The following is a 13680-nucleotide window of genomic DNA, read 5'->3' on the forward strand; positions in this document are numbered from 1 at the left end:
CGGAAACACAGAGATGTTATGGTCTGATGTCGCTGCATACTGCTCTGCGCGGTCCGGCTACAGTATGCCAACTGCGCAACAACTTATCGGCAATGGCACCCGAGGTACACTGGGCGGACTCTGGAGCGAGTGGGGGGCAATACGGTATTATGGTACTAGTGAGTTTTTCCATAACTTCTACTGGGTGTCGGACCCGGCGAGCAGCGGCTTTAATAACAGCGCCAACATTACCGTGGGCTACGTTGCTATACCCTCCCCCATTAGCGCAGTGGGACACACAGCGTGTCGCAAGGATCTTTAGTATTTAGGGGGGACTACGCCGGAATCCCAGATTTTTCCGTTCATGCTTAGGAAAATGAATCATCGTTTTAAAAATATCTTGACCATGGATGTTCTCGTGAGGAGCGTAATGGTTGCGGGTTGTTGTGGCACTTATGACGATAAAATGCGGTTTTTGGTGAGTTTTTAACCTGAAAGCCGTTTTTAAGGCGCACTTACCCTGCAGTCTGTCCCAGAAGCCATCGTTTCCGGCCATCGTTTCCGGGGGCAGTTTGGATATAGATAATTATTGTACGGTAAGGCTGTTTTTGAACAGGCTTACTGTACCAATAGTGTGTATTCCTGTGCTATACGCCGTTTTCAGGGATTTGACCTTAATTGGATAACCTAAATGCAATACGGCAAGAGCGGCAACTTAAAAGCGATAGCCGCTGATGTAAAATCAATCTGTTACGAATCTCGATTGGTTAAATAATGCGCTTAACGTACAAAAATTTCCGATCTCCAAACTGCGGTTCTGGTTGTCTGAGTTCACAGCAAAAAATATCCCGGCATATTGTTGTGGTTCAGTGTTTTTTTATTGTGTGAATTGATTTTTATAATGATTTACATGTGTTTTAATATTTTTTTATGAGTTATTTTGAGTTTTTAACTTTTCCCTGAGATGCTATTTTTAGATACACTCATGGTGCTTTTTAAGGGTTTCAGATTGGAAAAGCATTTAACTCCCGTTGAGTTCACTGGGATTTATAACAATCTCTATTCAATCTCCGACAGTTGGGCTGATCTCTGGATGATGTTGTTTATTACCAGAGTGCCAGTCGGAAGGATTCTGATGCTGAAATATAATGATGTTCATGAAGATGTGATTTTCCTGAAATCCCACAGGAGATTTAAAGGGGAGTTTTTAAATATGAATATAAGCCTTAAAAAGTTGATTGAAATACGTGCTAAACGATATCCTGATGATGTCTATATTTTCCAGAGCCATTCAAATTACAAAAAGTTTAATCAGAGCCCTTTGACATTAATTGCGTTTAACCGAGCATTAAAAATAGCTTCAGAAAAAGTGACGACTAAAACCGTTAGCAGTAAAAGCGCCTATATAAAACAGAGGCTTTGTTATATATAAAGAGCGGTAACATCGTACTATATGATTAACTCAATTGTACTATAGAGTTCTTTGCTGCTGATAGACGGAGAGTGGCGCGACCACGTTCTGACGGCGTTAACCACCCGGGACTGGACCGCAGGTCGTTAAGGAGAAAAGATGAAGTATCAGCTAAACGGTACAGAAGCGCGCGTGATTGGGTGCTTACTCGAAAAACAGGTCACCACGCCGGAGCAGTATCCGCTCTCCGTCAACGCCGTAACCATGGCCGGCAACCAGAAGACCAACCGCGAGCCGGTGATGAACCTCAGCGAGCATGAGGTTCAGAACGTGCTGGATGCGCTGGTAAAACGCCACTATCTGCGCACCGTCAGCGGCTTCGGCAACCGCGTGACCAAATACGAACAGCGCTTCTGTAACTCCGAATTCGGCGACCTGAAGCTGAGCAGCGCGGAAGTGGCGGTCATCACCACGCAGTTGCTGCGCGGGGCGCAGACGCCGGGAGAGCTGCTCACGTGCGCTTCCCGTATGCATGAGTTCAGCGACATGCAGGAAGTTGAGCAGACCCTGGAAGGGCTGGCTTCTCGCGAAGACGGCCCATACGTGGTGCGTCTGGCGCGCGAGCCGGGCAAACGTGAAAGCCGCTATATGCATCTGTTCAGCGGCGACGTCGATGTCGCTACCGTGGAGAGCGACGCGGGATCCTCAGCAGGCACTGACACTCTTGTCGCTAGGGTAGAGGCGCTGGAAGACGAGGTCGCCGGGCTGAAACAGCGTCTGGATGCCTTGCTGGCACATCTGGGAGAATGACGGTGAAAAAATTACGCGTAGGCGTGGTGGGGCTCGGCGGCATCGCGCAAAAAGCCTGGCTGCCTGTTTTAGGTGCGGCCACGGACTGGACCCTGCAAGGGGCATGGTCACCCACCCGAGAAAAGGCAGAACGTATCTGCGAAACCTGGCGCATTCCGTATGCCGCCTCTCTGCAGGATCTGGCCCGCGAGTGTGATGCGGTTTTTGTGCATACCTCAACGGCAACCCACTATCAGGTGGTGAGCGAGCTGCTCAATCTGGGGGTTCACGTCTGCGTGGATAAGCCGCTGGCGGAAAATGTTCAGGATGCCGAACGGCTGATTGAGCTGGCCGCGCGCAAAAAACTGACGCTGATGGTGGGCTTCAACCGCCGCTTCGCGCCGCTTTACCAGCAGCTGAAGGCGCAGTCGGACACGCTCGCCTCGCTGCGGATGGATAAACACCGCACCGACAGCATTGGGCCGAACGATCTGCACTTCACCCTTCTGGATGATTATCTGCACGTTGTGGATACGGCTCTGTGGCTGAGCAACGGCGAAGCGCTGCTGAAAAGCGGTACCCTGTTAACGAATGACCAGGGGCAGATGGTCTACGCGGAGCACCACTTTGCCGTTGAGCATCTTCAGATTACCACCAGCATGCACCGTCGGGCGGGTAGCCAGCGTGAATCCGTGCAGGCGGTGACCGAGGGCGCGCTGTACGACATAACGGACATGCGCGAATGGCGGGAAGAGAAGGGCAACGGCGTGGTGACGCTCCCGGCGCCAGGCTGGCAGAGCACCCTCGAGCAGCGCGGTTTCGCAGGATGCGCCCGTCACTTTATCACCTGCGTGCAAAATCAGACGGTTCCTGAAACGTCCGGCGAGCAGGCCATTCTGGCGCAGCGCATTGTGGAAAGGCTCTGGCGCGATGCCATGAGCGAATAACTCGCTGTAACATCTGCGGATAGTAATTCGTTGAAATCCGGGTAGACTAAGCGCCGCTTGATTGTCCTGAAGGAAATAAAAACACGCCCCTGGAAGGGCGTGTGAAATCTCGTCAGAAGCGGTAGCCCACGCTGAAGCTGTTGATGGAATAGGTTGTATTCCAGTACTCCGGTCGGCTGCCTTCGTAACCGACATTCAGGGACAGATTTTCTACCTGGTTAATGCTCACCCCTGCGGCGTACGCAAAGTTTGTGGAAACCGAAGAACCATTAAACGTTTGATTACCGCCCGGCTCGTCAGCCCGCACACTGTTGCGCCACACCAGACGGGAGTCAGCCTTCGTGCCGGCAGCACCAATCAGGCCATAGAAGCTGAGATACTGGTAAGCATCCGGTGAACTCATATTGACAGCTCCGATGGGGCCGGCATCAGGTTTCTCCGGGAAGCGTTCGTCAGGTGGTGAAGTACTGAGTGAGGTATTCCGCGCGTGTGGCGCTGGAACTTAGTCAGGTATGCTATGGCGATGAAGCCTTGTGGGAAGCGGGCTCCCGCTATTTACGGACTCAGGCGCGCAAGTCCTTAGTGCGGATATCGGGGGCTTTCTGTCAGGCTCCTTCGCGCACGAAGACGAACCCCGGCAGCGGCAGCAAGGCGTCTAGGTCTTCTTCCGGCCAGCCAGGTAACTGTTGCAGAACGTTCGTCAGCCAGGCATGTGGATCAAGACCGTTCATCTTCGCTGTTTCCAGCAGGCTCATGATTTTTGTGGCACGCTCACCCGCTGCAACCGAACCGGCGAAGAGCCAGCTGGAGCGTCCCATCACCACAGGTCTGATGGCCCTCTCACAGCGATTATTGTCAAGGGGTAACGCGCCATCCTCCAGGAAGCGACTGAGAACCACACGACGTTTTAGTGCATACGCGATCGCTTTACCCAGCGCGGAGCTCTCCGGGCACGCTTCTTTCTGCTGCTCCAGCCATTGCCACAACGTAAGCATCCGGTGAACTCATATTTTCTTAATTATTTCAGCGGGTAATATCAGCAACATCTTTAACTGACGAAGGATGTTTACTGATGAGACAACGATGGTTCATTGAGAAGAAAAAACACCATGTCGCCAGCTGGCGGGCCAGCGGTCTTACCCGTCAGCAGTATTGCGAACTTAACGACATACCCTTTACTTCATTCCGTGAATGGCCGCAGGATGTCGCAAAGGCAGAGCGACGCGCCAGCGAGCCCGCTGTGCTGCCCGTACATATCACGGAAGCTACGCCGCCTGCTGAACCTTTTTCACCCGTGGTAAATGAGCCCGTAACCCTCTTTCTCCCCGGCGGGATACGCATGTGCTGCCATCCTTCGCAACTCACCGATGTCTTCAGGGCTCTCAAATATGCTGACGCCTGAAAATGTCTTTCTCGCCGTCAAACCCGTTGATATGCGTCGGGGGATCGACACGCTGACGCAGTATGTCCAGAATGAGCTCAACGCGTCGTGGCACGAAGGAGCCGCCTTCGTCTTCACCAATAAATCCCGCTCGCGTATCAAAGTGTTGCGCTGGGATAAACACGGCGTCTGGTTATGCGTTCGCCGTCTGCACAAGGGGAACTTCCGCTGGTCCCGGGCGAGTGATGTTGCCTGGTCCCTCACTACCGATGAGTTCAGCTGGCTCGTCAGCGGCGTTGACTGGCAGCAGGTCAAAGGTCACGATCTCACAAAATGGGTCTTCCGGGATGCAACTGAATCTGCACCAAAAGCCAGTATAACCTTATGAACAATAATGACTATCTGTGCCGGATGCGGTATAATTACCCGCATGGATATCTCTGTTCTCTCCACCACCAACGACATCGAGCAACTTCGCACACTGGCACTTGCCATGGTGCAAAATGTCGTGTCTGAGAACGCTGAAAAAGAAGAAAAGCTTCGCCAGCAGAATATCTCTCTTCAGCAACACATCCTTCTGCTGGAAGAAGCGCTGAAACTGGCACGCCAGCAACGGTTCGGTAAAAAGGGCGAAACACTGGCCGGTATGCAACGCTCCCTGTTCGAAGAGGATATGGATGCGGATATCGCTGCGGTTGAAGCGCAACTGGACACGCTGCTTCCTGCTGAAGAAAAATCAGCTCCGGAACGTCCGGCACGAAAACCGCTACCGGCCCATCTCCCGCGTGTCACAAAAACTATCGAACCGGCCTCAACCGAAAGCTGTCCTGACTGCCAGGGCGCACTGCGTCACATCCGCGATGAGGTGAGCGAAAAACTGGAGTATATCCCGGCTCGCGTCGTGGTTAACCGGTACGTTCGCCCGCAGTATGGATGTACCTGCTGCCAGCGGGTGGTCAGCGGTGATATGCCTGCACACATTATCCCGAAAGGTGCGGCAGAGCCGTCACTCATCGCCCAGATGGTGATCAGCAAGCACTGCGACCATATGCCCCTGTACCGCCAGCAGTCGGTGCTGGCCCGCTCAGATATCCATCTGCCCGTCAGCACGATGGCTGATATGGTAGGGCGTGCGGGGGCAGCACTTACACCACTGGCGGAATTGTTCATCGCTGATCTGCCATTTGCCGCCCGTCATATTTTCTCCTTCAGAAATTATCAGTTACGACATCTGACAATCCCTTCTGGGATTGATTCTTATTATCTGAATTCGTATGTATTGATCATGTAATTAATCTATATACACATGGTCTCCCTCTTTATTTTAATTTCCGAAACATTGCTTTGTTAGCTTGCTGTATCTTTCATGGAAGTCACGATTGAGAGGGATATGCGGGTTTTCTCCGCCCAAAAAATGAGTAATCACCCCCTGGTGATTTGCAATGTAATTAACAAAGCTTTCTTTATTGTTGAATTCTTTTTTTGTGAATGATATTTCTGGAACTGCATTTTCCCAACCCGCATCAAACTTACCTTTTACTTTAAGGCTGAAACTTTTCTCATTAACTACAATTTCTATCCTTTTCTCTTTATTAGATTTTAATCCTTCCATTTCCTGATTGATAGAAAAATATATTTTTTGTGATTTTTTATCGCACGCAAATGCACCATATCGGATATCGGATTTTTCCTTCCCATAATATAAAGTCTGATTTTTAGAATACCATCCAAGGGGTGAATCACTTGAGCTTGCCAAAGATGTGCTGGAAAAAACAATAGAAACACTAAAACATAACAATGAAATATATCTCATTCTGCTGCCTGCCTTTACCTCGATAATTTTTGGAAAATATCACAAAAGCAAGGTGCTAACAAGCCGCTGATCTAAATAGCTGCGTCTAATACCGCTCCACTTTTCCTGCCCATGTTTTCCTCCGGGGAGCGGGCTGACGGTTTCCATAAAATGGTGAACCTTTCTCAACAACTGCCACATTGTCCGGCACTGATGGTTCCGGGTTATCGTATCGTGCAGGGCCTGCCAGAGTCGCTCAACATGGTTCACCCACGGCGAGTAAACCGGCTGGTAAATCACTCTGAACTTCGGGTTTTCCTTCAGCCAGCGCTGTGTTTCACGGCTTTTATGAATGATGTAGTTATCCACGATAAGCGTGATGGTTTTGCCCGGTGATACGTGGCTTTAAGGTGTTTCAGCAGGCTGATAAACAGTACCGAACTTTTGCTGCTTCTCCCCACGTAACTGACTTTTCCTGTGTCGCTGTGCAACGCCCCGGTCAGATAATATTTTCCATTCTGCCCCGGTGTGACCACACGTTTCTGATGCCCGCGCAACTGCCAGTCCGCTCCGATTTGGGGATTGAGGTGGATATCCACTTCATCCTCATAAAAGACCGGGTGATCTGTGCTGCATTCGTCCAGCGCTTTATGGATGGCGGCCATCTTTTCATCTTTATGCGGATCATGCATACACAGCGTCGGAGCCGCCCTGCGCCATACTATCCCAGCGATGGGCAACCAGCGATGAAGAGTTCCCACATGAAGCGGGGATCCTGTTATCTCATTGATTTTTTTATCGCCAGACGTTCTGTTCTCCAGCGCGAACGCTGATAACCAAAATCACCGGGAGAATACTTTATCTGTTCACGTAACAGGATGCAGATATGCTCAATTCCAAGTATAGTGTATTTGTAAGAAGTGGCATCAGAAAATGATTATATCTCCTACATTGTCCTTGAATCTGTTCAGAAGTGGTGTTTGATACTTTCCCTTTAGATTGTATAAGTTGATCTCCGAAATACGGAGGGAAAGACAGCAGCAGTGTGGTCAGTTCTCTTTTTTTATTTTTATAAGCACAGTGGTTTGAAAATAATAGCCAATAAAACACATAAAAAAATCTATCATTCATTGTTTATTGCTGCCATTGTTAGATACAATACGTTATAAATCCATTAGCAATGACATGGATGAATTCAAAATTAATATAAATCACTTAACCAATACTAAAGTTATAATCTGTACTATATATTTCAGGGTGTGATATTGGAATGGAAAATAGCCATTTAAAGAGTTATTAGGTTAATATGATATCACACTGAAATCAAACTAAATAAAAAAAGTGAGCAGACTATATACTGGGCAATTACATTTCAAGGGTATCCTATGAAATTTCCATTACGCCGTATAATCTGGATTGTTGCAGTTTTGATGGGGTGTTATTCAATTTTTTTTGTTGACCAAACAAAACTACCAACAATGCATACAGGGAATTTGTTGTTATTTGTAGGTTTGATTTTCTCTTTAATAGATGTGGTAAAAACAATAACACGTTGGTAAGCCCATATTAATGGGGGGGGGGGGTAGTTAATTTATGATTTTTCCTTAATAACAAGATGTGTTTAATTACAAGTTCCATATAAAACGGGCAATACATGACAGAGATACATAAAAATATTTGTTTAGTGTCATGCATGTAAATATTCCCCAAAAATAACAAAATCACTTTTAGTGATAAAGTTGTTCCCGTTCCGTGAGTAGTCTTATTTTGATGAACATATTAAGGAATAGAAAAATTATACAGAAAATTCAGCTATAGTAGCGTGAGCATCATGATGACACCGAAAATCATCACCAATGCAGCCCACAAGATATTCCTTCTCCGCTCGCGCCTTCTTCCTCTTTCAAAAGGAGACGATATATGACAGTGATAGCAATATCCCGCATAGGGGTTCGTCAGTTTTCCGCAGTACGGGCAGCATTTCAGGATAGTCGGTAACATCTTCAGTCCTCCTATTGTGCCAGTGTCAATAATTTCAGCAGGCAACCCCGGTTTACCACTATGCTGTCTGGCACCCAGACAACTCGCTGAGCAGGAATATTAAGATCGATTTCTATTGCCAGCTCTTCACGGTTAAAACCACCCACACATTGAAGGTCTTGAAGTTTATACCACGGATTAGCGTATCGAACATAAAATCAATGGGCTATCTCTGATTAAGCACCTCAGGTGTTACCAGGTTACTAAATTGCTTGCTCTTCAAAGAAAATTCAGTTTCAGCAGGAATTAAATCATGGCAACCCGTTATGCTTCCAATTACTCTCATAGCAAATTGCATCTTCAGGCGTCTAACATGCGAGGCTTTAGAGAAAGCCAATTTCATGTGAGATATAATATAACGTCATATAGAAAAAGCCCGTATGAACGGGCAAAAAAAAATGTGAAACAAATAATGATGTAATCCAACCTTTTCATTATAATGGAAACTTATTATTATAATGGTGTATTTTTATATGTTTTTTTTACTTAATTTACACACAGAAGTCATTTGGCTAAATAGCTGCGCGGAATAGTAATTCCAATAAAACCATTTTGGTCACTGTAATGATACAAAAGCATTTATATACCTTATGGATGACGGTTAGATTTTTAAACGATCTCTGGCCTTGCGAAGACGCGCTTCACCGCGGCGGTCGTACTGTTGAGTGGTGGTGACACTGGCGTGGCCCATGGCATCCTTAACGGTAATCAGGTCTTCGCCGTTATCCAGCATGGCCGTGGCAAAGGTTCTCCTCAAATCGTGCGGGGCGCATTTAGCAATGCCTGCCTGATGCTGGCGGACCTGCAGGACATGGTACACCGCCTGGTCGGTCAGCCGGTCGTTGGTCAGGGTGTCAAAGCGGCGGATACGGGTGAACAGCGGCCCGTCTTTTTCCCCCCGGACGTCATCGATCCACGTTCTGAGCCGCTGCCAGGTGCCGGCCGGCATGTAGGCCAGCCTTTCCTTGTTTCCCTTACCCAGTACCCGGAGTGCCCGTTCATCTGTGACAACGTCACTCAAATCCAGCCCCACGACCTCCGAACGGCGCAGGCCGCAGCCGAGAATGACGGCAAGTATCGCCGCATCGCGGATACCGATACTGGAATCATCGGCCTCGCAGGCAGAAAACAGAGAACGGATCTCCTCCGGTGGCAGGGCCCTGCCGCGCGGAAGACGGCTACCGCGCAGGTTACGCACCGCCCGGATGTGCTGGAAACTCTCGACGTCCATCAGTCGGAGCATCCAGGCTTCCTTTGCCACCCCTTTCAGTGCAGAAAGGTAGGTATTGACGGTGGCGGTGGCCCGGCCGGTGTCGCGCAGCAGTTCGGTCACGGCCATCACGTGATAGCGCCGCAGGCTGCCCCAGCAGCAGGACTCGAGAGACGGGGTTCCGAGCATGCCGGCAACGATGTTCAGGAACGAGGCCATGGTCTGCCGGCTGCGGGGGGAATTAAGGGAAAGCAGGTATGCCCGCGCCGGGCTGACCGGAGCATTTTCACCGGCCAGCGCCGGCAAAAACGCCTCACCAGGTGGAATGACCGCTGCGGACAGACTCAGATCCGGTTCGTCATCGGGCATCAGGGTCATTTCGGCTCCGTCCGGGCCGGAAAACCTCCGGCGCGCTGCGTGAAAAATCGGGGAAAAGTTATACACCAAAGCGTACAGCAGAGAGTCTACTTTTTCAAACGTATATTTTAATAAATAGAATCGTAATATAAAAACTACATAACTGAAATGGGTCAAATGTGATGTGGTTTTAAATTACGCAGTGAAACAACGAAGCATTTATAAAGTAACTGAATCGTTATGCTGAAGGTATAGCTCTGCGTGTTTTCTAATAAGAACCGCTGGGTTCACCGACCTCTTGATTTGCAGCAGGGGCAAATCCTTTCTTTTCGGGGCCGCTTTAACGGATATCGTCATACTCAGGCTCGTCTCTGAGCTATCTGAGCTAATCGGGACCTTTTATCTTGACCTCCGGCCCGTATATCCAGCCAGGTATGGGCTGAATAACAACCTGTTTGACTGCTTCAATTTTAAACTCTTCGGGATAACGCTTACCGTTCATGGGCACCTCTCTTAAAGCCATCTTAAATGACTCTGAGGTGTCTGTTAAACCTGTGGCTATTCAGAGCACAAAGTTCATCAGAGATGATGCTCTTTGCAACAATATCAAAATATTTTCCAATCACCCAAAGATGCAAAAATAAACATAACTATAGGTAAATTAAAATAATATAGGAAGATGCTGGCTTATATTGTAACTTTTGAGATAAATATTTCTTTAAAATCAACCACTTCACTCTAAGGCTGAAAAGGTTGCAATTTCAAAATTGTGAACTTTACATCTACCCGCCAAATCTTATATGGCTCCTGCTTACTTGCATTAAACACTTGATGCCTGATATATTATTTGAAATATTAAGCATGGCCGAACATTAACATTTTTTTCATAGAAGGGTGAAGATAATGTGGTTTTTAATTCTATTTTTGGCAACAATTATGTTTGTTGCAATTTTATGCGTATGGTTTTATCTTAAAGAACGCCATTCTATGGATGTAGTTAAATATATCGACTACTCTTATCGGGATACTGATGACAAGTGACTTAGTGCCGCTTGAGAATCACATGAACCCACTCTAAGGACGGAATTTTCCAGTTTGGTATTATCCAGTGAGTAATAAACTGGTTATAAAAATGTTGTATTAGCTATCGTGAGCCAATAGATAGAATAAGTATTTAATAACGTCATTGAGTGCGATCATGGAAAGCTAAAATTGGTATACCACGCGGGAATTCAAATTTATAAATACAGCATGCGCAACAATCAAAGGGATTAGTGCGTAAAATCAGGACACACCTTCTTATTATGGTTATCTTCTGCGTAAATGCAGATCTTTTTAAATTTACGAACATCTCCTAAATGTGAAATACTATTTCATCTATAAGTTTGCAATTGTGCCATATAAATCGATGTAATATATTCAAAATCCATTTTTATGAAGCTGCTCTTTAGCACATCACTTAACTATGAAAAGAGTTTATTATGATTTCTATAAACCTAACAACAACATCTTCACGGCTTGGGCTTTGTAGTGCAACGGTATGGTCATTGATCAATCAAAAAAAGAAGCCAGATAAAATTGTATTATGGATATCTAAAGAGGCATATCTATCAGATGATGGAATAAAAGATATTCCTGAATGGGTATACAACTTTAATAAAATAGCAAATATTATTGATGTTAAGTTTGTTGAAAATACAGGACCTTACAGGAAGATAATAAACGCATTAATAGAGGCGGCCCCGTCTGATGTACTTGTTTACGCTGATGATGATGTTATTTATGGAGAGTTATGGTTAGATACATTACTGAATGCATTTTATTCTAATGAAGAAAGGATAGCAATCGCTTCGAGAATTAGAGTAACAAAGAGAAATATCATAGGAACACTGCAGTCTTATAGTCAATATGATATTTGTCTAGAAAAGAAAATCTTAAACCATGGTTATATTATTACTGGCGTCGGCGGGTGTGTTCTAACTAAAAAGATGATAAAAGAATCTCTTTTAACAAATAAGGGATATATATCCTTAGCCCCAACGACAGATGACATCTGGATAAGTAAAATATTAGAATTATCAAATGCAAAAGTTGAGGCTTGTCCGGATGCACTAAATTATGTACAGGAGATAATGCACAGGAATAATCCCCTCAGCGTGCAAAACACATTCCAATTCAGGAGAAATAATATCATATTTAAATTAGGCAATATGCTCTACCAAAAAATCCTTTCATATTTTGGCATGCAAAAGACAAACAATGATTTATCAATACAAAAAGTTCATTCTTATTTCAGAGATATTAATTTTTAACAAGGTGATAAATGAATTTTTTAAATAATGTGCGATGGGTTTCAATATCTCAATGTGTTAAGGTTATTTGTCAATTACTTGGCTTGGTTGTCTTTGCAAGATATCTCACACCACAGGAGATAGGGTTAATGTCAATCACATTAGTTGTGGTTAATTTTGTTAATATTCTTAGAGATATGGGATCTTCAGCAGCCATAATTCAAAAAGAAGAAATAGATGAGACATTCAAAAGTTCTGTCTTCATAATGAATGTGGTTGTTGGGTTTGCATTGGCTATTTTATTTTATGCTTCGGCTCATTTTATATCTATTTTCTTTGAGCAGGAAAAACTTGAGTACACCATAAAATTAATTACACTATCTTTTATATTTAATAGTGTCACATCCGTACACTTAGCACTTCTTGAAAGAGGATCAATGTTTAAAAAAATAGCTTTTATAGAATCTCTCTCATCAATATCTTCACTTATAATTGGTGTTTATTTTGCGGTTAATAGTTATGGTGTTTATAGCTTGGTATATCAAGCAATTAGTTTTTCTATTTTTACCTCAATCTCATTTTATATCTTATCGGGATGGAAGCCTTCTTTTACATTTAATACAGATAACATTAAGTCGACATTCAGATTTAGTTCAAATTTGGTTTTTTTTAATTTCATTAACTATTTCTCTAGAAATAGTGACCAACTGATTATTGGGAAGTTCTTCCCCACATCGATATTAGGTGAGTACTCATTAGCATATAGATTGATGTTATTCCCAGTGCAAAATATAACATCTGTCTTAACTAGGTCTCTCTATCCCATTTTAAGTAGATTGCAATCATCACCAAATGATTCTTTCAGGATCTATCTAAAAACCATTAAGGCTATTTCATTAATAGTTCCGGCAATGATGCTGGGTTTATCAGCAGTAAGCAATGAGTTTGTAATTATTTTTTTTGGTAACCAGTGGAGTATTTTACCAAAATTATTAACTTGGTTATCAATTGTTGGTATTTTACAAGCGATGGTAAGTTCTACGGGCGCTGTTTTCATGTCAAGAGGAAGGACCGATTTGTTATTTTATATTTCAATCTTTAATGCAACGCTCCAGGTAGGTTCTTTTGTAGTTGGGGTGTTCTATGATATAGAGACATTAGCACGGTTATATTTGCTGGCAAACATAATCATGTTTATTCCAAACATGATTATGGCTATTAAAATATTAAATGGTGGTATGATTGAATTAATGGTTAGTATATACAAACCGTATCTGTGTTCTATCGCAATGTTTTTTATTATAATAGCTAGCGGGTGGGTTTTAAGCTTATTTAACCTATCGCTGTTGTGTCTTTTTATTTCTAAGGTGTCGGTTGGGTTTACAGTATATATTATTTTGTTAATCATAACAGAACCCTTTTTATTGCAAAAAATTCGCATTAATTACTTATCATAGATTATTTATTGTAACCTAAAATAACT

10 protein-coding genes and 5 pseudogenes are annotated in these 13680 nt (G+C 44.8%); 9 read left to right on the forward strand and 6 right to left on the reverse strand.

The window, feature by feature from the left end:
• The first annotated feature begins 988 nt into the window (after nt 1–988).
• The 4 genes and pseudogenes from KGP22_RS22865 (at nt 989) to KGP22_RS22880 (ending at nt 3126) form a co-directional block, all read left to right on the forward strand.
• Nucleotides 989–1411: a hypothetical protein gene (locus KGP22_RS22865; protein WP_143345823.1), complete on the forward strand. Its 423-nt coding sequence runs from the start codon at nt 989–991 to the stop codon at nt 1409–1411.
• 54 nt (nt 1412–1465) lie between these two features.
• Nucleotides 1466–1540, forward strand: a pseudogene (locus KGP22_RS22870) (30S ribosomal protein S5 alanine N-acetyltransferase); the annotation flags it as partial.
• Between the two features lie 9 nt (nt 1541–1549).
• Nucleotides 1550–2200 carry a YceH family protein gene (locus tag KGP22_RS22875; protein WP_223582559.1) on the forward strand — a complete coding sequence of 217 codons (651 nt, stop codon included), beginning with the start codon at nt 1550–1552 and terminating at the stop codon, nt 2198–2200.
• Nucleotides 2201–2202: 2 nt separating this feature from the next.
• Complete coding sequence (locus tag KGP22_RS22880; RefSeq protein WP_123061088.1) at nt 2203–3126, forward strand: Gfo/Idh/MocA family oxidoreductase; 924 nt, start codon at nt 2203–2205, stop codon at nt 3124–3126.
• 112 nt (nt 3127–3238) lie between these two features.
• Here KGP22_RS22880 and KGP22_RS22885 read toward each other — a convergent pair whose 3' ends face one another.
• Together KGP22_RS22885 and KGP22_RS22890 are read right to left on the reverse strand one after the other, a co-directional pair.
• Nucleotides 3239–3529 (reverse strand): Ail/Lom family outer membrane beta-barrel protein, encoded by a 291-nt coding sequence (locus tag KGP22_RS22885; protein ID WP_123061066.1) that lies wholly within the window; start codon nt 3527–3529, stop codon nt 3239–3241.
• 202 nt (nt 3530–3731) lie between these two features.
• Nucleotides 3732–4112 (reverse strand): annotated as a pseudogene (locus tag KGP22_RS22890) (transposase); the annotation flags it as partial.
• 83 nt (nt 4113–4195) lie between these two features.
• On the opposite strand from KGP22_RS22890, the gene KGP22_RS22895 reads away from it, so the two are divergent.
• The 3 genes and pseudogenes from KGP22_RS22895 to KGP22_RS22905 all read left to right on the forward strand — a co-directional run.
• Complete coding sequence (locus KGP22_RS22895; protein ID WP_123061067.1) at nt 4196–4528, forward strand: hypothetical protein; 333 nt, start codon at nt 4196–4198, stop codon at nt 4526–4528.
• The gene (gene tnpB / locus KGP22_RS22900; RefSeq protein ID WP_143345826.1) at nt 4515–4895 is read left to right on the forward strand and encodes an IS66 family insertion sequence element accessory protein TnpB; all 381 of its coding nucleotides are present in this window, start codon (nt 4515–4517) and stop codon (nt 4893–4895) included. The genes KGP22_RS22895 and tnpB overlap by 14 nt, the downstream gene beginning before the upstream one ends.
• A gap of 6 nt (nt 4896–4901) precedes the next feature.
• A pseudogene (locus KGP22_RS22905) lies at nt 4902–5666 on the forward strand (IS66 family transposase zinc-finger binding domain-containing protein); the annotation flags it as partial.
• A gap of 165 nt (nt 5667–5831) precedes the next feature.
• Here KGP22_RS22905 and KGP22_RS22910 read toward each other — a convergent pair.
• From KGP22_RS22910 to KGP22_RS22925, 4 genes and pseudogenes are all read right to left on the reverse strand, one after another.
• Nucleotides 5832–6320: a hypothetical protein gene (locus KGP22_RS22910; protein WP_223540637.1), complete on the reverse strand. Its 489-nt coding sequence runs from the start codon at nt 6318–6320 to the stop codon at nt 5832–5834.
• Between the two features lie 39 nt (nt 6321–6359).
• Nucleotides 6360–7191, reverse strand: a pseudogene (locus KGP22_RS22915) (IS630 family transposase); the annotation flags it as partial.
• 1186 nt (nt 7192–8377) lie between these two features.
• Nucleotides 8378–8502: pseudogene (locus KGP22_RS22920) on the reverse strand (IS3 family transposase); the annotation flags it as partial.
• Nucleotides 8503–8940: 438 nt separating this feature from the next.
• Nucleotides 8941–9927 carry a tyrosine-type recombinase/integrase gene (locus KGP22_RS22925; protein WP_123061070.1) on the reverse strand — a complete coding sequence of 329 codons (987 nt, stop codon included), beginning with the start codon at nt 9925–9927 and terminating at the stop codon, nt 8941–8943.
• 1460 nt (nt 9928–11387) lie between these two features.
• Here KGP22_RS22925 and KGP22_RS22930 point away from each other — a divergent pair.
• Nucleotides 11388–12218: a glycosyltransferase gene (locus KGP22_RS22930; protein WP_123061072.1), complete on the forward strand. Its 831-nt coding sequence runs from the start codon at nt 11388–11390 to the stop codon at nt 12216–12218.
• Between the two features lie 11 nt (nt 12219–12229).
• Nucleotides 12230–13654 carry a lipopolysaccharide biosynthesis protein gene (locus KGP22_RS22935; protein WP_123061073.1) on the forward strand — a complete coding sequence of 475 codons (1425 nt, stop codon included), beginning with the start codon at nt 12230–12232 and terminating at the stop codon, nt 13652–13654.
• Nucleotides 13655–13680 lie beyond the last annotated feature (26 nt).

The organism is Enterobacter sp. JBIWA005, from assembly GCF_019968805.1.
Classification (GTDB): Bacteria; Pseudomonadota; Gammaproteobacteria; order Enterobacterales; family Enterobacteriaceae; genus Enterobacter; species Enterobacter vonholyi.